Here is a 16,241-nt window from a genome sequence, read left to right as displayed (position 1 = left end):
ACCCTAGCGGGCCGTTTGCGTCAACCCTTTCCGTTTCAAAAAGATGGCGTGGGTTCATCGACGCCCGAGGCGGCTAGTCGCCCTGGGGCACATAGCCCTCGGCCTGGTCGGTTTCCTGGTTATCGAGGAAGCGCTCCATCTGCTCCATCAGATACTCCCGGGAGGCGGCGTCGAGCATGTTCAGGTGCTTCTCGTTGATCAGGCGGGTCTGCAGCGCCTGCCACTCCTCCCAGGCCTGCTTCGAGACGCTGGCCTGGATCTCCTGGCCCTTCTTGCCCGGCAGCGGCGGGAACGGCAGGGCCTCCATCTCCTTCTGGTACTTGCGGCAGAACACGGTCTGGCTCATCGGGGTCTCTCCTCGTGCGGGCTCATGGCCCGGCGGTGGTGGTCAGTGCAAAGGGGGCAAGCGACTCCAGCAGCGCCTTAACCGGCGCCGCCAGGCCGATGCTGGCGGGCGCGGCGGGATCGTACCAGCGGCGCGCCTCGCCCACCGAATCCAGCCGGGCGACGCGCGCCGGCTGCGGGGTGATCTCGAGGCGGAAGTGGCTGAAGACGTGGGTGAAGGGCGTCCAGGCCGGCTCGAGTTCGCTGCTCGGCGCGTGAACGGTCAGCCACGCCGCCAGCGCCTCGCGATCGTCGAACTGGGGCAGGCTCCAGAGCCCGCCCCACAGGCCGCTGGTGGGGCGCTGCTCGAGCAGCACGCGCCCCTCGCGGTCCTGCAGCAGCAGCATGGTGGTGGTGCGGGTCGGCACGGCCTTCTTCGGCTTCGACTCGGGGAAGCGCTTCTCCTCGCCGCGGGCGTGAGCCACGCAAGCCGCCTCGAAGGGGCAGCGCTCGCAGGCCGGCTGCCCGCGACGGCAGAGGGTCGCCCCCAGGTCCATCATCGCCTGGGTGAAGTCGACCACCCGCGCCTCGGGCGTGTAGTGCTCGGCCAGGGCCCAGAGGCGGCGCTCCACCGCCGGCCGCCCCGGCCAGCCCTCCACGGCGTGCAGGCGCGTCAGCACCCGCTTGACGTTGCCGTCGAGGATCACCGCCCGCTGCCCGGTGCTCTGGGCGATGATCGCCCCGGCCGTGGAGCGGCCGATGCCGGGCAGGGCCGCCATCGCCTCGAGGCTCTCCACGGGGAAGGTGCCGCCGTGCTCCTCGACGACGACCCGCGCGGCCTGGTGCAGGTTGCGGCCCCGGGCGTAGTAGCCAAGCCCGGTCCACAGGTGCAGCACCTCGTCCTGCTCGGCCGCCGCCAGGGAGGCCACGTCGGGAAAGCGCGCCATGAAGCGTTCGAAGTAGGGGATCACCGTGGTGACCTGGGTTTGCTGCAGCATGATCTCCGAGACCCACACCCGGTAGGGACTGCGATCCTGCTGCCAAGGCAGGTCGTGGCGGCCGTACTCGTCGAACCATGCCAGCAGGCGCTGCTGGAAGCGTTCGGGGGGCAGGATGGCGGGTGGCGTCTCCGTCATGGGGCTATCTCGACACGAAAATTTCACGGCGCGAAAAAAAGCGCCGACTGGGGAAGTCGGCGCAGGGACTGGTCATGCATGTTGCTCAATTGAAGAGACCTTCCAGGGCGTCGCGAAGTTCCCCGCCGGCCTTCTCGCCGAGGCGCTCCTCGACCTTTTCACCGGCCCGCTGGGTGGCCTCGTTACGCAGCAACTCGGCGAGGGTGCCCTGAAAGGCCTCGCGGTCGAAGCGGCACCACTCCGCACTCTCGCCCCCGAGGGTGCCATCGCAGCGCACCGGCAGTGGCACTCGCGCCAGCCTGGGATTGACCTCGCAGGGCGCATTGTCGGCCTCCACCAGGCGCACCGCGGCCCGCAGGTCGAACTGTTTGCTGACGAGATCGATGCGGCCTTCGCCATCCACCCGCATGCCGGGTAGCGTGGCCAACAGGTCGTCGCTCGTCACCTCGCCCTCGTCCAGCGTCAGGCCGGCACGGACCCGCTCGAAGCGCGTCTCCTCGGCCCACTCGCGATCGAGCGTCTCGCCCTGCAGGGTGGCGGCCGTGGTGCACAGCTCCTCGCCGACATTGAGCTCCTTGAAGGCGCCCTCGTCGATGCGTGCCTCGAGACGGCCGCTCAGGTGGCGCCTGAGCTCCATCGGAGAGTTGCCGCGACTGGTCAGCTCGCCCTCGCCGCTGAAGCGCCCACTCAGGGGGGAAGGCTCCTCGCCGCGGGCCTCGAGCAGCGACTCGAGGCGCACTCGTTCGGCCCTCGGCGCAAGCTGCCAGCGGATCGGGCTCTCGCGCAAGTCGAGGGCGCCGTCGGCGGACAGGCTCCCCTCGTAGAAGCGGGAGGTGAAGTCGACCAGGCGATGGCGCCCATCGCGCCCCTCGAGGGTCAGGTCGACATCCTGGAAGTCCAGCCCCGCCAGGCGCAGCTGACCCAGCGCGAGATGGGCATCGAGCTCGAGCTCGGAGAGCCACGACGCAGGGACCAGCGCATCCGACGCTTCGGCGTGGGCCCGGCGGATGCCCGGCAGGCGCCACAGCGAGGCGCGATCACCCTCCACCCCCGGTGGCGGCAGGTAGCCGTCCACGTCAAGTTGGTCACCCTGCAGGTCGGCGGCGAGCTGCCCGCCGTCATACTGCCCCGCCAGGCGGCCGGTGAAGGTGGCGTCATCCAGCACCAGGGTCAGGCCGGCGAGCTCGAAGCGCGAGAGGTCGCCGCTGACCGGGCTGGTCAGCGCCACGTCGGTGAGCGCCTGGCTATCGGCCATGGCCGGCATCGCCTCGAGGCGCGACAGCCAGGGACGCAGCGACAGCGGCGCCAGGCGCAGCTGGCCGGTATAGGCCGGCGCCTCGCCGATGTCGCTGAGGTTGAGGTTGCCGTTGAGCTTCAGGGCGTCGGGGCCGGTCAGCGCCATGTCGCGCAGGCGGGCACTCTGCTCGTCGAGGTCGGCATCCAGCGAGAAGGTGAGCGTGAGGGGCAGGGTCTTATTGCCCAGGCGCGGATGGTTGAGGCTGGCGTCGAGGGTTCCCGCATCCAGCTGCAGGCTGCCCTCGCCGACGTTCACCACCAGCCGCTCGCCCTGCAGGTTGAGCTTCTGCTCGTTCTCCAGCCCGGCAAGCCGGTTGACCGTCTTGAGATTCAGCCCCTCCAGCACGTGCCGACCCTCGGCCAGCCCCAGATCCACTCGGGTGTCGAAGGAGATATCGCTGAGCAGTCGCGGCTCGCTCGGCGTGTCCCGCCCGTCGAGGCCCTCATGAAGCCGCAGGCGGAAGGACGAGGTGAGCGGAAAGGCCTTATCGGGGTTGACGTTGCTGCCGCTGATCTCGAGTTCCTCGAGACGCAGTTCGCGGTCTGCGAGGGCATCGCGGAAGTGCACCTCACCGCGGCGCACCTGCACGCTGGCGATGTTGAGGGCCACCGAGAGGCCATTGCTCACGCCCGGGGCGGGGCCGGCACTGGCCGGCGCCAGGGCGGCCTCGGCCTGTTCGCCGCGCTCGCCCAGCCGCTCGCTCAGCACCTCCCAGTTGCCCTTGCCCTGCGCGTCGCGCTCGAGGTCGAGGTAGAGGTCGTCGAGGGTCAGGCCGTCGATGGCGATCTCACCGCGCAGCAGCGGTGTGAAGGCGAGGCTGACCTCGGCGTGGGAGAGTGCGGCGAAGGGTGGCGAGTCGTCGGCCTGATCGGGCAGGCGGGCCTCGGCTTGCTGCACGCCTACGCCCAGCCGGGGATAGAAGGACCAGGAGAGCGGGCCATCCAGGGTCAGCTCGAGCCCGCTGTGCTCGCGCACGACCTCGATCAGCCGCGGCTTGAGATCGTTGGGGTCGAAGAAGGTCGTCACGTACACCACGGCGCCGACCATCACCAGGCCGAGGACGCCAATCGCGGCGAGCAGGGTGCGCAACAGGCGCTTCATTGATGACCTCGCTCTGGTAAGAGGTTGAGCTCGAAGTAGTCGCCGTCCTGGGTGAGCCGATAGCCGAGCCGCGAGAGCAGCAGCTGGTCGGCCACGGGCAGCTGGGAGGAGGCGGCATAGAGGCGACTTCCCTCGGCATAGGCGGCCTCACTGACCAGTGCCAGCAGACGCGAGCCGATGCCGCGGCGGCGCGTGGTCTTGCGCACGCAGAGGTCCGACAGCCACCAGGCGTTCTGGTCGAGCTTCACCGCCACGGCGCCCAGCAGCCGATCGTTGAAGCGGGCGCAGCTGAACAGGTGGCCGCCCGCCAGATGCTCACGGATGAAGTCGTCCACGGGTAGGGGCAGGCGCTCGGGGGGCGCGTCCGTGAAGATGCGTACGAGGTCGAGGCGTATCTGGGCATCCGCTTCCCAGGCGGCCTGGTCAACCTGTTGCAGGGTCACCGGCATACGTGGATCTCCTTGAGGCCGGGGCGGCAGGCGTGCCACCACTGTCATGGGCCGCATTGTAGCGGATGGGGTGAGCGATTCACTATAATGGCAGGCGCTCGGCGTCAGGCACAGCGCCCGACGCCCCTTTGTATTGCCGGCCGGTGAGCCTCACCGGCCCCTCTCGACTCGACGCGCGCCCAGGCGCTGGAGATCCGACATGTCAGAGCGTATCGCCACGGTTACCCGGAACACTCGGGAAACCCAGATCACGGTGACCATCAACCTCGACGGCGAGGGGCGCCTGGCCTGCGAGACCGGCGTGCCCTTCCTCGATCACATGCTCGATCAGGTGGCCCGCCACGGCCTGATCGACCTCGACATCGAGGCGGTGGGCGACCTGCACATCGACGATCACCACACCGTCGAGGACCTGGGCATTACCCTGGGCCAGGCCTTTCACCAGGCGATCGGCGACAAGCGTGGCATCTACCGCTACGGCCATGCCTACGTGCCCCTGGACGAGGCGCTGTCTCGCGTGGTGGTAGACTTCTCCGGCCGCCCGGGGCTCAGCATGGACGTGGAGTTCACCCGCGCCAGCATCGGTCGTCTGGACACCCAGCTGTTCTGGGAGTTCTTTCAGGGCTTCGTCAACCATGCCAGGGTGACCCTGCACATTGACAATCTGAGGGGCTTCAACGCCCACCATCAGGCGGAAACCATCTTCAAGGCCTTCGGTCGCGCGCTGCGCATGGCCGTTGCGCCCGACCCGCGCATGGTGGGTCAGATGCCGTCCACCAAGGGCAGCCTATGAGGCCGCCGCACGATCACACGAGGAGCGCCCCATGACCATTGCCGTCATCGACTACGGAATGGGCAACCTGCATTCCGTCGCCAAGGCACTGGAGCACGTCACTCACGAGAACGTGGTCGTGACACGGGATGCCCGCCGCATCCGCGGCGCCACCCGCCTGATCCTGCCCGGCCAGGGCGCCATCCGCGACTGCATGGGCGAGCTCGAGAAGACCGAGCTGCGCGGCCTAGTCGAGGAGCTGCTCGCCTCCCAGAACAAGCCACTGCTGGGCATCTGCGTCGGCCAGCAGATGCTGCTCGACCACAGCGAGGAGAACGGCGGCATCGGCTGCCTGGGCTTCCTGCACGGCGAGGTGAAGAAGTTTCCCGCCGACATGCGCGATGAGCGGGACAACCGCCTGAAGGTCCCGCACATGGGCTGGAACCTGGTGCACCAGCACCACGATCACCCGCTGTGGGCAGGCATCGACCAGGACGAGCACTTCTATTTCGTGCACAGCTACTACGTCGAGGCCGCCGACGATGCCACGGTGTTCGGCACCACCGACTACGGCCGGGTGACTGCCCATGTGGCCATCGGCCGCGACGCTACCTTCGCCGTGCAGTTCCACCCGGAGAAGAGCTCCCGGGCCGGCCTCCAGCTGCTGGAAAACTTCGTGCAGTGGACGCCCTGAGCGGCGCTACGATGCCCCGGGCGGCGACGACGCACCCATCACCGCCGCACTCATGACGCTGCACTCATGACAACAAGGGCGCCCGAGAGCGCGCCGAATGGAGATCCGACATGCTGGTAATTCCCGCCATCGACCTCAAGGACGGCCAATGCGTACGCCTCAAGCAGGGGCGCATGGACGACGCCACCACCTACGGCGATGACCCGGTGGCCATGGCCGCCCGCTGGGTCGAGGCCGGCGCCCGCCGCCTGCACCTGGTCGACCTCAACGGCGCCTTCGAAGGCGCGCCGGTCAACGGCGAGGCGGTCACCGCCATCGCCCGTGCCTACCCCGATCTGCCGATCCAGATCGGCGGCGGCATCCGCAGCGCCGCGACCATCGAGCACTACCTCGAGGCCGGGGTCTCCTACGTGATCATCGGCACCAAGGCGGTCAAGGAGCCGACCTTCGTCGGCGAGATGTGCCGCGCCTTCCCCGGCCACGTGATCGTCGGCCTGGACGCCCGGGACGGCTTCGTCGCCACCGACGGCTGGGCCGAGGTCTCGACGGTCAAGGCCACCGAGCTCGCCAAGCGCTTCGCCGACGACGGCGTCTCCTCGATCGTCTATACCGACATCGCCCGCGACGGCATGATGCAGGGCGTCAACGTGCAGGCCACCGCCGAGCTCGCCCGCGAGGGCGGCCTGCCGGTGATCGCCTCGGGCGGGGTCACCGACCTCGAGGACCTGCGCGCGCTGGCCAGGGTCGCCGACGACGGCATTCTGGGCGCCATCACCGGCCGGGCCATCTACGAGGGCAGCCTCGACGTGGCCGAGGCCCAGCGGCTGTGCGACGCACTCAGCCACAAGGGGAGCTGATCATGGGACTCGCCAAGCGCATCATCCCGTGCCTGGACGTCGACGCCGGTCGCGTGGTCAAGGGCGTCAACTTCATCGGCATCCGCGACGCCGGGGACCCGGTGGAGATCGCCCAGCGCTACAATCAGCAGGGTGCCGACGAGATCACCTTCCTCGACATCACGGCCAGCCACGAGGACCGCGATACCACGGTGGAGATGGTCGAGCGCATCGCCGGCGAGGTCTTCATCCCGCTCACGGTGGGCGGCGGTATCCGCAGCTGCGACGACATCCGCACCATGCTCAACGCCGGCGCCGACAAGGTCTCGATCAACACCGCCGCGGTGACCAACCCGGACTTCGTGTACGAGGCCTCCGAGCGCTTCGGTAGCCAGTGCATCGTGGTGGCCATCGACGCCAAGAAGGTCTCCGCCGAGGGCGAGCCCGAGCGCTGGGAGATCTTCACCCACGGCGGGCGCCGTCCCACCGGCCTGGACGCCGTGGAGTGGGCCAGGAAGATGGTGGAATACGGGGCCGGTGAGCTGCTGCTGACCAGCATGGACCGCGACGGCACCAAGGTCGGCTTCGATCTGGGCGTGACCCGCGCCATCGCCGATGCCGTGAGCGTGCCGGTGATCGCCTCAGGCGGTGTGGGCAACCTCGATCACCTGGTGGATGGCGTCATCGAGGGCGGTGCCGACGCGGTGCTGGCGGCTAGCATCTTCCACTTCGGCGAGTACACCATCCCCGAGGCCAAGCGCTATATGGCCGAGCGAGGGATCGAGATGCGGCTGTAGCGGTCGCTCAAGATGAGCGCCGGGGGGAGGCGGCGCGAGGGTCTTTTGACCAGGGGCGTCAAAAGTAGCGCCCAAGGACGGGTTCACAGCGCCCTCGCGATGGTCCGGCACTCCGGGGCTTGACGCCGGATAAGCTCATCATCTCTCGCTTCTGGTCGATTCGAGACGACAAGGGCCCGCCAATCGGCGGGCCCTTAACGTTGGGGGCGTATCACGGCAGCGGCTAGTCCTCGACGGAGAGCCCCAGGTTGCTGACGCCGTCGTTGCGCCCCAGGCGGCGCAGCGCCTTGAGCGCCTCGCGATCCAGCGGCCCGGCCTCCACGGCCTCGAGCACCGCGTCCTGGAAGTCGTTCTCGTCCGCCATCAGGGGATGGTCGCGCACCAGGGCGGCGAGCCTCTCGGCATCCTCCTCGCCTTCGGTGAGCTCGATGTAGGCCCGTACCCCGCTGCGCGAGGCGCGGCTGACCTCCAGCACCGCCTCCGAGGCCTCGCCGCGCAGGGTGTCGAGGATCGCCGAGAGCGCGACCACCGCCTCCAGCGCCCGCCGCGCGCCGAAGCTATCGTCCTCGGCGGGGGGCTCCAGCTCGGCCAGCTTCTCGGCCTGGCGGTCGAAGTCGATGCGCGCCTCCTTCACCGCCAGCCGTTCCCAGACGAGATCCAGGATCACCCGCAGGCCGTGGGGGTCGCCCTGGCTGGTGGTGGCGGCATAGAGGCCGTAGTTGGGCAGCAGGCGCTCGCACAGCGCCGCCATGAAGGCCTGCTGGCGACGCGGATCGAGCTGCTGGAGGCGCTGAAAGAAGCCGCTCATTGAGTCTCCTTGGAGGTTACGTTGTCTCAGGGCCAGAGGCGGTCGGCCGCCACCCGCCCACGGGTATCGAACAACACGCCTTCGGCCACCAGGCGTCGGCGCTGTTCATCGGCACCGCCGTGATCGGCCAGCCGTCGCGAAGCGGTGATTACCCGAAACCAGGGCAAGTCGTGGCCGGCAGGCAGCTCGCGCAGGGCGCGCGCCACCAGACGCGGCGTGGCCCCATCGGTCATCGCGGCGATGCGCCCGTAGGTCGTCACTCGTCCCGCGGGCACCTCGGCCAGGATGGTCAGGATCTGTTCTCTCAGCTCGGGCTTCATGTACCCTGACGCTCCGTCTATCATCCGCGCATTGCTAATATGGTGAGGCTCGCATGCATGTTCATCTCCTCCAGCACAGCCCCCACCAGGGACCGGCCCGGATCGCCGACTGGCTCACCAGCATGGGGCACAGCTTCACCGTCTTCCATCTCGACGCGGGCGAGCTGCCGCCGCGGCTCGCCGACGGCGACGCGCTGATCGTGCTCGACGGCCCCGAGGGCAGCGCCGACGAGGGGGATCGTCCCTGGCTCAGGGCGGAGCGCAAGCTCATCGCGCAGGCGCTGGACGGCCGCAAGCCGCTGCTGGGGATCGGCTACGGCGCCCAGCGGATCGCCGAGGCGCTGGGGGCGATCGTGGCCCGGGGCACGATGGCCGAGACCGGCTGGCACCGGGTGACCCTCGCCCCGCTGAGCCCCGTCGACCTGCCCGAGACCTTCGAGGCCTTCATGTGGCACCGCGAGGTCTTCGCCCTGCCCGACTATGCCCTGGCGCTGGGCCGCAGCACGGCGAGCCCGCTGCAGGGCTTCACCTGGGACGACGGCCGGGTGGTGGCCCTGCTCTGCCACCTGGAGGCGACCGCCGCCAGCGTCACCGAACTGCTCGATCACCAGCCGCCGCCCGAGGGCAGCGAGATGAGCCCCCACGCCCAGGAGCGCGGGGCGATGCTCGACGACCCGAAGCGCTTCGACCGGCTCGCCCCGCTGCTCGACCGGCTGCTGTCGCAGTGGCTGCGTCACGCCGCGCGCTGAGACTCAGGCCGGCTGGTGCGCGGGCCGTTCCGCCTTGCGGGCCTCGGCCGTCCATTCCCGGGCGAACGCCAGGCAGCTCTCCCAGTCGCCGACATGGAGGAAGTGGCGCTCGGGGTGTTTCTCCAGCTGGTGACGATAGAGCGGGTCGTAGTATTCGGTGAGCAGCGGTGCCAGCCAGGCCTCGTGGGCACTGGTATTGCCGCGCTCGTGCTCGCGGAAGGCCAGCGCCTGGAGGCGCTGCAGCCTCGCCAGGCGCGCCTGGCCCAGGCGCTTTCTCAACCGCCCGAGGGCCGCGGCGAGCTGCTTGCGCATCAGCGCCCAGCCCAGCCAGTCGCCGAACTGCCGACGATGGACCTCCCAGAGATCGTCGATGTAGTCTTTGCGGATCTGCACCAGACGCCAGTCCAGCGGCATCTCGATACGGATGCGCGGCGCCTGGACCATGCCCTCCCAGAAGGTCAGCGGGATGTTGGCCATGCCGATGCGCCGCGACTCGTCCTCCAGCACCAGCGGCCCGGGCAGGTCCAGCAGGCGCAGACCCATGGCATGCTCGAAGTCGATCTGGCTGGGCGCCGGCAGCGGATGGCGGCCGAAGGCCGAGCCTTTGTGGCGGGCGCACCCCTCGAGGTCGAGTCCCTCCTCCAGCGCCAGGACCAGCGACGTCTTGGCGCAGCCGGTGAGCCCGCCCACCACCAGCTGCGGCTGCTCGGCGGCGGCATCGATGCGCGCGCATAGCGCCTGGCGCATCGCTTTCCAGCCCCCGCGGATGCGTGGACGCGTGATGCCGGCATCGGCCAGCCACTGCTGGGCGGTGCACGAGCGCAACCCACCGCGGAAGCAGTAGATGATGGCGTCGGGATGGGCCTCGACGAGTCGCTGCCAGGCGGCGACGCGCGCCGCCTTGAGGCCGCCGCGGACCAGACGCTCGCCCAGGGCAATGGCCGCGTCCTGGCCGCGCTCCTTGTACTCGATGCCGACGCGGTGGCGCTCCTCGTCGTCCATCAGCGGCAGGTTGACGGCGCCGGGCAGCGCGCCCTGGGCAAACTCCACGGGCGCCCGCACGTCGATCAGCACGCGTCCTTGCCTGAGGAGCTCGAGTTCCGGCTCGACCAGCGGCAGACTCATCCGCGCACCTCGATCAGCGCCGGCCCGCTGGCCTTGACCACCTCGCCGAAGGGTGTGAGCTCGATGCCGTGGTCGCGGCCGATGCGCTGCACGTCATCCTCCCAGGAGGGATGCACCGAGAGCAGCAGGCCGCCGGAGGTCTGCGGGTCACAGAGCCACTGCCAGTGCGCCTCGTCCATGGCGGGCAGGCTTGCACCCAGCGCCTCGCGGTTGCGCTGGGTGCCACCGGGCACCGCGCCCTGGCGGCGGTAGGCCTCGGCCTCGGCGAGCCGCGGCAGGCGCCGGAAGTCGACCCGGGCGGCGACGCCACTGGCCGTGCAGATCTCGGCGAGATGGCCGGCCAGGCCGAAGCCGGTGACATCGGTCATGGCGTGCACGCCCTTGACCTTCGCCAGCGCCATGCCGATGGCGTTGGACCTAAGCATGGTCGAGCGGGCCAGCTCCTGGTGGCCGGCCTCCAGCAGGCCGCGCTTCTCGGCGGTGGTGAGCAGCCCCACCCCCAGCGGCTTGGTGAGGAACAGCAGGTCGCCGGGCTGGGCGCCCTTGTTGAGCTTGAGGTGCTCGAGATCGACCAGCCCGTTGACCGACAGGCCGAAGATCGGCTCGGGAGACTCGATGGAGTGCCCGCCGGCGAGCGCCAGCCCCTGCTCACGACACACCGCCTGGGCACCGCCCACCACGTCGCCGGCGACCTCCGGGCCAAGCTTGTCGAGCGGCCAGCCGAGGATGCTCAACGCCATCACCGGCTTGCCACCCATGGCGTAGACGTCGCTGATGGCGTTAGTGGCGGCGATGCGGCCGAAGTCGAAGGGGTCATCGACGATGGGCATGAAGAAATCCGTGGTGGCGATCATGCCGCGCCCATCGCCCAGGTCGTAGACGGCCGCGTCCTCGCGACCCTGGTTGCCGACGATCAGCCGCGAGTGGCTGGCCCCGGGCCCCGCCTTGGCGAGAATCCCGTCGAGCACGTCGGGGGCGATCTTGCATCCGCAGCCGGCGCCGTGGCTGTACTGAGTCAGGCGGATGGCGCTCATCTCATTCTCCTTGGCGTGTGTCATCGCATTCTACCTCAAGTGTATCGGGCTTAGAGGGCGTCGAGGGCCTCGGCGAGCTTGTCCACGGCTATCACCTCCATGCCCTCGGGGCTGCGCTTGGGGGCATTGCCCCGGGGTACGATGGCACGGGTGAAGCCATGCTTGGCCGCCTCGACGATGCGCTCCTGGCCGCTGGGCACCGGCCGGATCTCACCGGAGAGGCCCACCTCACCGAACACCACCAGCTCGCGGGGCAGTGGCCGGTTCTGCAGGCTGGAGACCACCGCGACCAGCACCGCCAGGTCGGCACTGGTCTCCAGCACCTTGACCCCGCCGACCACGTTGAGGAAGACGTCCTGGTCGCCGGTGAAGAGCCCGCCGTGACGGTGCAGCACCGCCAGCAGCATGGCCAGGCGATTCTGATCGAGTCCCACGGCGACCCGCCGCGGGTTGCCCAGTGCCGACTCGTCGAGCAGCGCCTGCACCTCGACGAGGATCGGCCGGGTGCCCTCCCAGACCACCATCACCAGGCTGCCGGCGCTCTGCTCCTCGTTGCGCGAGAGGAAGATGGCGCTGGGGTTCTTCACCTCTTTCATGCCATGCTCGAGCATGGCGAAGACGCCCAGCTCGTTGACCGCACCGAAGCGGTTCTTCTGGCCGCGCAGGGTACGAAAGCGTGAGTCGGCGCCCCCCTCGAGCAGCAGCGAGGCGTCGATCATGTGCTCGAGCACCTTGGGCCCGGCCAGGCTGCCGTCCTTGGTGACGTGGCCGACCAGCAGCAGCACGGTATTGGACTGCTTGGCAAAGCGAGTCAGCGCGGCGGCGGACTCGCGCACCTGAGCCACGCCCCCCGGTGCCGAGGCGATGTCCTCCAGGTGCATGGTCTGGATGGAGTCGATGATCAGCACCTCGGGACGCTCGCGCTCGGCCACGGCGAGGATCGTCTCGACGCTGGTCTCGGCGAGCATCTTCAGCCCCTGGGTGGGTAGCTGCAGACGGTGGGCGCGCATCGCTACCTGGGAGAGCGACTCCTCGCCGGTGACGTAGATCGAGGAGCGCTCCTGGGCGAGCTTGCAGGCGGTCTGCAGCAGCAGGGTCGACTTGCCGGCGCCGGGGTGGCCGCCGAGCAGCACCGCGGAACCGGGCACCAGCCCGCCGCCCAACACACGATCGAACTCCTCGAAGGTCGAGGAGAGTCTGGGCACCTCGCTCAGGTCGACGCTGCCGAGGTCGACTACCTCGCGGGACAGGCTGCCGGCATAGCCGCCGCGCCCGGCGCCACCGCTCGCCCCGCTGCCCGGCCCGGCACCGGGACGCGCGGGGGCGAGGCGCACCTCGCTCAGGGTATTCCACTCCTGACAGCTGGTGCACTGCCCCTGCCACTTGCGGTATTCGGCACCGCACTCGGTGCAGACGAAGGCGCTCTTCACTTTGGCCATGGGGCACTCTCTCGCTCGATGACGGGGCCTCTCGACGACGGCCCGGATATCCGTCGGGCCATTCTAGCAGCCGGGGTGCCTCGGCTGCGGCGCCCGCGCGGGCGCCGAGCCCGCAACGACGCGGGGCGGCCCTGAGGCCGCCCCGGTGGTGCTCGTTCACAGGATTAGAGACGCTTGAGCTGCAGCATCTCGCTGTTCTGGAAACGGCGCAGGTTGGGATCGATCAGCTCCAGCGTCTGGGGGTCGACGCGCAGGAAGTAGTAGGTCTGCCCCTCGCCGTCGGGCACCAGTTCGTAGACGGTGGCGGAAGGATCCTGCTCCGTCCCCTGGAGGACCTCCCAGTTGCCGGCGTAGTTCTCGTCCGGCGGGTTCTGCGGGTGTGCCCGATAGGAGGCGCCCAGGTCGAAGGTCCGCTCCGCGGCCGCGCCCTGCTCCTCGCCGTTGAGGGTCACGTTGAGGTCGATGCCCTCGCAGTTGCGGCACGGCAGGGTGCCCTGGTAGGTCACCGTGGTCGCTTCCATCTCGGTGGCCGCCTGATCGGTGGGGCCGGTGGCACAGCCGGCCAACAGCGCGGCCAGGGCAGAGCCGACCAGCAAGGTCCTGATTTGCATTTATGTCCTCCTAACCAATGGGCATGACGCCGTGAAGCACGGCAACCTGCCTCACAGCATAACCTCTCGTGTGCTCAGCGGACAGCCTCGCCCGGGGCCGCGTTCCTCACCCCGGCGGATAGACGTGGGTAAAGACCAGGATCAGCACCAGGGGCATGACCATCAGGCTGCCCAGGTTGCCGATCAGCACCAGGGAAGCCACCTTGTGGGGTTCCTGACGATACTGCTCGGCCACCAGGTAATTCAACACCGCCGGTGGCAGAGCCGCGAACACCCACAGGGCCGCCGCCTGCAGCCCCGACAGCTCTAGCCACACGATCAGCGGCCAGGCGAGCACTAGCCCAGAGAGCGGGCAGAGCACTGCCCCGAGCAGGCCCGTCCGCCAGTCACCGAAGTCGATATCCAGCATGCGCACCCCCAGGGCGAAGAGCATCAGCGGGATCGAGACGCCCCCCAGCATGTGCATCGCCTCCAGCCCCCAGCCCGGCAGCGGCACACCGCCCAGGTTGACAGCGAGGCCGGCCAGGCTCGCCAGCGCGATAGGCATGCGCAGTAGCCGCCACAGCGGAGTGTGCGGGCTGAGCATGTAGAGCCCGACCGAAAAGTGCAGCAGCATCTCGACGATGAACAGCACCACCGCCGCCGGCAGGGCCTGCTCACCGAAGGCCAGCACCAGCAGCGGAAGACCCATGTTGCCGGAGTTGTTGAACATCATCGGCGGCAGGAACGTCTTCACCTCGAGCTTCAGCCACCTCGCCACCGGCCAGAGCACCAGCCCCGAACCCAGCACCACCCCGGCCGCCGCCAGAGCCAGCTTGGCATAGTCGGCCAGCGGTGCCTGGCGGTCGGCCAGCACGGCGAACACCAGCAGGGGCACGAAGAGCTCCATGTTGAGGGTGTTCAGCCCGCGGATGTCCGGCGTGCGAAAGCGACCGTAGAGGGTACCGCAGCCCGCGATCAGGAAGACGGGCAGCAGAGTGGCGATGATCTGGGCGGTCATTGCATGGATCCGTAGGCGGCGAATGATAGAAGGCGCGCCCCGAGACTAGCATGGGCACGGCTTGCGCGGTCGGGTCGCTCGGGTCACCATGAGTTCAGTCCCCACCCCTCGAGCGAGTGATCATGAGCAAGTTCTGGAGCCCTGAGGTTCGCGAGCTGACTCCCTATGTGCCGGGAGAGCAGCCTCGCGAGCGGCTGATCAAGCTGAACACCAACGAGAACCCCTACCCGCCGGCCCCGGCCGTCGAGGCGGCCCTGCGCGATTTCTCCGCCGACCACCTGCGGCGCTATCCGGACCCGACCTCCTTCGCCCTGCGTGAGGCCCTGGCCGAGGAGCTCGGGGTGGACACCGCCCAGGTCTTCGTCGGCAACGGCTCCGATGAGGTGCTGGCCCTGGCCTTCCAAGCCTTCTTCCGCCAGCCGCGGCCGCTGTCGATGCCGACCATCTCCTACAGCTTCTATCCGGTCTACTGCCGACTCTACGGCGTCGAACGCCGCACTCACCCGCTGGATGACCAGTGGCGCGTCGACCTCGACGCCTTCCCCGAGGAGGCCGGCGGCGTCATCTTCGCCAACCCCAACGCCCCCACCGGCCACGGCCACGGGCGAGAGGCCATCGCCCGCCTGCTCGAGCGGATCACCGACTCGGTGGTGCTGGTCGACGAGGCCTACGTGGATTTCGGTGGCGAGAGCGCGGCTCCCCTGGTCGAGCGCTTCCCCAACCTGCTGGTCACCGGCACCTTCTCCAAGTCGCGCAGCCTCGCCGGCCTGCGCCTGGGTTATGCCGTGGGCTCGCGGGAGTTGATCGAGGGCCTGGAGCGAGTCAAGGATTCCTTCAACTCCTACCCCGTCGACAGCCTGGCCAGCGCCCTGGGCATCGCCTCGCTTGGCGATCACGAGCACTTCGATGCCTGTCGCGAGGCGGTGATCACCACCCGCGAGCGCACCCGGGTGCGGCTCGAGACCCTGGGCTTCCAGGTGCTGCCCTCGCAGACCAACTTCCTGCTGGTCAGCCACCCCGCGTTCGACGCCGCCCAGCTCTTCGTGGGCCTGCGTGAACGCGGCGTGCTGGTGCGTCACTTCAACACCGACGCGCTACGCGACCACCTGCGCATCTCCATCGGCACCGATGATGAGATGGATAGCCTCATCGAGGCCCTCGAGAGCCTGTGTCGCTAAGGTCACCCATGACCCAGGAACGTCCTCGACTGCCCCTTTCCAGGGTCCACCACGTGGCACTGATCACCGCCGACTTTGACCGCGCCAGGCGCTTCTATCTCGAGGTGATGGATGCCGAGATCCTCCAGGAGACCTGGCGGACCGAGCGGGAGAGTCACAAGCTGGACCTGCGCCTGCCGGGGGGCATCCAGCTGGAGCTGTTCTCTTTCCCCTCGCCGCCGCCACGTCCCAGCTACCCCGAGGCCTGCGGCCTTCGGCATATCGCCCTGGCCACCCCGGACCTCGAGGCATGTATCGACCTGCTGAGGGCTCGGGGTGCACAACCGGAACCCATCCGGGTCGACGAGATGACCGGCGCACGCTTCACCTTCCTGGCCGACCCCGATGGCACCCCGATCGAGCTGTACGAAGTGCCAGCGCCGGAAGGGCAGCCATAAACAAGGAAACCCCAGCTTCGTTAGAAGCCGGGGTTCCTGGAATGAAAAAACCCCGAACTCGCTGAGCTCGGGGTTTTCTCGGCATAGGTGCCTGACGATGACTTGGCCGGCACTCCGGGACTCTCCATGGGGAG

General features: G+C 68.9%; 18 protein-coding genes. 7 read left to right on the top strand and 11 right to left on the bottom strand.

All coding sequences use genetic code 11. The annotated features are described in order from the left end of the window. Positions 1 to 73: 73 nt before the first annotated feature. The 4 genes from FEI13_RS15050 to FEI13_RS15035 all read right to left on the bottom strand — a co-directional run bounded on the left by FEI13_RS15050 (position 74) and on the right by FEI13_RS15035 (position 4,307). Positions 74 to 346, bottom strand: a complete 273-nt coding sequence (locus tag FEI13_RS15050) for an oxidative damage protection protein (protein WP_138182343.1) — start codon at positions 344 to 346, stop codon at positions 74 to 76. Positions 347 to 368: 22 nt separating this feature from the next. Next, on the bottom strand, positions 369 to 1,460 hold the full coding sequence (mutY, locus tag FEI13_RS15045) for an A/G-specific adenine glycosylase (protein ID WP_138182342.1): 1,092 nt from the start codon (positions 1,458 to 1,460) through the stop codon (positions 369 to 371). A gap of 85 nt (positions 1,461 to 1,545) precedes the next feature. Further along, positions 1,546 to 3,858, bottom strand: coding sequence for an AsmA family protein (locus FEI13_RS15040; RefSeq protein WP_138182341.1), 2,313 nt, complete (start codon positions 3,856 to 3,858; stop codon positions 1,546 to 1,548). Then, the gene (locus tag FEI13_RS15035; protein ID WP_138182340.1) at positions 3,855 to 4,307 is read right to left on the bottom strand and encodes an acetyl-CoA sensor PanZ family protein; all 453 of its coding nucleotides are present in this window, start codon (positions 4,305 to 4,307) and stop codon (positions 3,855 to 3,857) included. Before FEI13_RS15035 ends, FEI13_RS15040 begins: the two co-directional genes overlap by 4 nt. A 199-nt stretch (positions 4,308 to 4,506) precedes the next feature. Between FEI13_RS15035 and hisB the strand changes: the two genes are divergently transcribed. The 4 genes from hisB (at position 4,507) to hisF (ending at position 7,406) form a co-directional block, all read left to right on the top strand. Beyond that, entirely contained in the window at positions 4,507 to 5,100 is a 594-nt protein-coding gene (gene hisB, locus FEI13_RS15030; protein WP_138182339.1) for an imidazoleglycerol-phosphate dehydratase HisB, read from the top strand. Between the two features lie 31 nt (positions 5,101 to 5,131). Continuing rightward, the gene (gene hisH / locus FEI13_RS15025) at positions 5,132 to 5,773 is read left to right on the top strand and encodes an imidazole glycerol phosphate synthase subunit HisH (protein ID WP_138182338.1); all 642 of its coding nucleotides are present in this window, start codon (positions 5,132 to 5,134) and stop codon (positions 5,771 to 5,773) included. A 110-nt stretch (positions 5,774 to 5,883) separates the two neighbouring features. Next, positions 5,884 to 6,630, top strand: a complete 747-nt coding sequence (hisA, locus tag FEI13_RS15020) for a 1-(5-phosphoribosyl)-5-[(5-phosphoribosylamino)methylideneamino]imidazole-4-carboxamide isomerase (protein WP_138182337.1) — start codon at positions 5,884 to 5,886, stop codon at positions 6,628 to 6,630. Between the two features lie 2 nt (positions 6,631 to 6,632). Further along, the gene (hisF, locus tag FEI13_RS15015) at positions 6,633 to 7,406 is read left to right on the top strand and encodes an imidazole glycerol phosphate synthase subunit HisF (protein WP_138182336.1); all 774 of its coding nucleotides are present in this window, start codon (positions 6,633 to 6,635) and stop codon (positions 7,404 to 7,406) included. A gap of 223 nt (positions 7,407 to 7,629) precedes the next feature. On the opposite strand, the gene FEI13_RS15010 is transcribed toward hisF, so the two are convergent. Next, positions 7,630 to 8,214 (bottom strand): YjaG family protein, encoded by a 585-nt coding sequence (locus FEI13_RS15010; RefSeq protein ID WP_138182335.1) that lies wholly within the window; start codon positions 8,212 to 8,214, stop codon positions 7,630 to 7,632. Between the two features lie 26 nt (positions 8,215 to 8,240). Then, the gene (locus FEI13_RS15005; RefSeq protein ID WP_138182334.1) at positions 8,241 to 8,534 is read right to left on the bottom strand and encodes an MGMT family protein; all 294 of its coding nucleotides are present in this window, start codon (positions 8,532 to 8,534) and stop codon (positions 8,241 to 8,243) included. A gap of 53 nt (positions 8,535 to 8,587) precedes the next feature. Here FEI13_RS15005 and FEI13_RS15000 point away from each other — a divergent pair, with 53 nt between their 5' ends. Further along, positions 8,588 to 9,283: a type 1 glutamine amidotransferase gene (locus FEI13_RS15000; RefSeq protein WP_138182333.1), complete on the top strand. Its 696-nt coding sequence runs from the start codon at positions 8,588 to 8,590 to the stop codon at positions 9,281 to 9,283. Between the two features lie 3 nt (positions 9,284 to 9,286). On the opposite strand, the gene mnmH is transcribed toward FEI13_RS15000, so the two are convergent. The 5 genes from mnmH to FEI13_RS14975 all read right to left on the bottom strand — a co-directional run bounded on the left by mnmH (position 9,287) and on the right by FEI13_RS14975 (position 14,492). Next, positions 9,287 to 10,408 carry a tRNA 2-selenouridine(34) synthase MnmH gene (mnmH, locus tag FEI13_RS14995; protein WP_138182332.1) on the bottom strand — a complete coding sequence of 374 codons (1,122 nt, stop codon included), beginning with the start codon at positions 10,406 to 10,408 and terminating at the stop codon, positions 9,287 to 9,289. Beyond that, positions 10,405 to 11,442, bottom strand: coding sequence for a selenide, water dikinase SelD (gene selD, locus FEI13_RS14990; RefSeq protein WP_138182331.1), 1,038 nt, complete (start codon positions 11,440 to 11,442; stop codon positions 10,405 to 10,407). Before selD ends, mnmH begins: the two co-directional genes overlap by 4 nt. A gap of 50 nt (positions 11,443 to 11,492) precedes the next feature. Continuing rightward, the gene (radA, locus tag FEI13_RS14985; protein WP_138182330.1) at positions 11,493 to 12,881 is read right to left on the bottom strand and encodes a DNA repair protein RadA; all 1,389 of its coding nucleotides are present in this window, start codon (positions 12,879 to 12,881) and stop codon (positions 11,493 to 11,495) included. Between the two features lie 164 nt (positions 12,882 to 13,045). Beyond that, complete coding sequence (locus FEI13_RS14980; protein ID WP_138182329.1) at positions 13,046 to 13,492, bottom strand: copper resistance protein NlpE N-terminal domain-containing protein; 447 nt, start codon at positions 13,490 to 13,492, stop codon at positions 13,046 to 13,048. A gap of 106 nt (positions 13,493 to 13,598) precedes the next feature. After that, positions 13,599 to 14,492, bottom strand: coding sequence for an AEC family transporter (locus FEI13_RS14975; protein ID WP_138182328.1), 894 nt, complete (start codon positions 14,490 to 14,492; stop codon positions 13,599 to 13,601). Positions 14,493 to 14,614: 122 nt separating this feature from the next. Here FEI13_RS14975 and hisC point away from each other — a divergent pair, with 122 nt between their 5' ends. Both hisC and gloA2 read left to right on the top strand, forming a co-directional pair. After that, positions 14,615 to 15,670 carry a histidinol-phosphate transaminase gene (hisC, locus tag FEI13_RS14970; RefSeq protein ID WP_138182327.1) on the top strand — a complete coding sequence of 352 codons (1,056 nt, stop codon included), beginning with the start codon at positions 14,615 to 14,617 and terminating at the stop codon, positions 15,668 to 15,670. A gap of 8 nt (positions 15,671 to 15,678) precedes the next feature. After that, positions 15,679 to 16,107 (top strand): SMU1112c/YaeR family gloxylase I-like metalloprotein, encoded by a 429-nt coding sequence (gloA2, locus tag FEI13_RS14965; protein WP_138182326.1) that lies wholly within the window; start codon positions 15,679 to 15,681, stop codon positions 16,105 to 16,107. Positions 16,108 to 16,241 lie beyond the last annotated feature (134 nt).

The organism is Halomonas urmiana (assembly GCF_005780185.1).
Taxonomy (GTDB): Bacteria; Pseudomonadota; Gammaproteobacteria; order Pseudomonadales; family Halomonadaceae; genus Halomonas; species Halomonas urmiana.
Note: the sequence above shows the minus strand (reverse complement) of the source record. Positions and strands in the feature narration are given on the sequence as shown.

What these genes read in the sequence shown, in the direction of transcription:
- FEI13_RS14975 (WP_138182328.1), bottom strand. Translation starts at nt 14,492, where the DNA reads ATGACCGCCCAGATCATCGCCACTCTGCTGCCCGTCTTCCTGATCGCG.
- FEI13_RS15010 (WP_138182335.1), bottom strand. Translation starts at nt 8,214, where the DNA reads ATGAGCGGCTTCTTTCAGCGCCTCCAGCAGCTCGATCCGCGTCGCCAG.
- FEI13_RS15035 (WP_138182340.1), bottom strand. Translation starts at nt 4,307, where the DNA reads ATGCCGGTGACCCTGCAACAGGTTGACCAGGCCGCCTGGGAAGCGGAT.
- selD (WP_138182331.1), bottom strand. Translation starts at nt 11,442, where the DNA reads ATGAGCGCCATCCGCCTGACTCAGTACAGCCACGGCGCCGGCTGCGGA.
- hisF (WP_138182336.1), top strand. Translation starts at nt 6,633, where the DNA reads ATGGGACTCGCCAAGCGCATCATCCCGTGCCTGGACGTCGACGCCGGT.
- hisH (WP_138182338.1), top strand. Translation starts at nt 5,132, where the DNA reads ATGACCATTGCCGTCATCGACTACGGAATGGGCAACCTGCATTCCGTC.
- FEI13_RS15050 (WP_138182343.1), bottom strand. Translation starts at nt 346, where the DNA reads ATGAGCCAGACCGTGTTCTGCCGCAAGTACCAGAAGGAGATGGAGGCC.
- mnmH (WP_138182332.1), bottom strand. Translation starts at nt 10,408, where the DNA reads ATGAGTCTGCCGCTGGTCGAGCCGGAACTCGAGCTCCTCAGGCAAGGA.
- mutY (WP_138182342.1), bottom strand. Translation starts at nt 1,460, where the DNA reads ATGACGGAGACGCCACCCGCCATCCTGCCCCCCGAACGCTTCCAGCAG.
- hisB (WP_138182339.1), top strand. Translation starts at nt 4,507, where the DNA reads ATGTCAGAGCGTATCGCCACGGTTACCCGGAACACTCGGGAAACCCAG.
- gloA2 (WP_138182326.1), top strand. Translation starts at nt 15,679, where the DNA reads ATGACCCAGGAACGTCCTCGACTGCCCCTTTCCAGGGTCCACCACGTG.
- hisC (WP_138182327.1), top strand. Translation starts at nt 14,615, where the DNA reads ATGAGCAAGTTCTGGAGCCCTGAGGTTCGCGAGCTGACTCCCTATGTG.
- FEI13_RS15000 (WP_138182333.1), top strand. Translation starts at nt 8,588, where the DNA reads ATGCATGTTCATCTCCTCCAGCACAGCCCCCACCAGGGACCGGCCCGG.
- FEI13_RS15040 (WP_138182341.1), bottom strand. Translation starts at nt 3,858, where the DNA reads ATGAAGCGCCTGTTGCGCACCCTGCTCGCCGCGATTGGCGTCCTCGGC.
- hisA (WP_138182337.1), top strand. Translation starts at nt 5,884, where the DNA reads ATGCTGGTAATTCCCGCCATCGACCTCAAGGACGGCCAATGCGTACGC.
- radA (WP_138182330.1), bottom strand. Translation starts at nt 12,881, where the DNA reads ATGGCCAAAGTGAAGAGCGCCTTCGTCTGCACCGAGTGCGGTGCCGAA.
- FEI13_RS14980 (WP_138182329.1), bottom strand. Translation starts at nt 13,492, where the DNA reads ATGCAAATCAGGACCTTGCTGGTCGGCTCTGCCCTGGCCGCGCTGTTG.
- FEI13_RS15005 (WP_138182334.1), bottom strand. Translation starts at nt 8,534, where the DNA reads ATGAAGCCCGAGCTGAGAGAACAGATCCTGACCATCCTGGCCGAGGTG.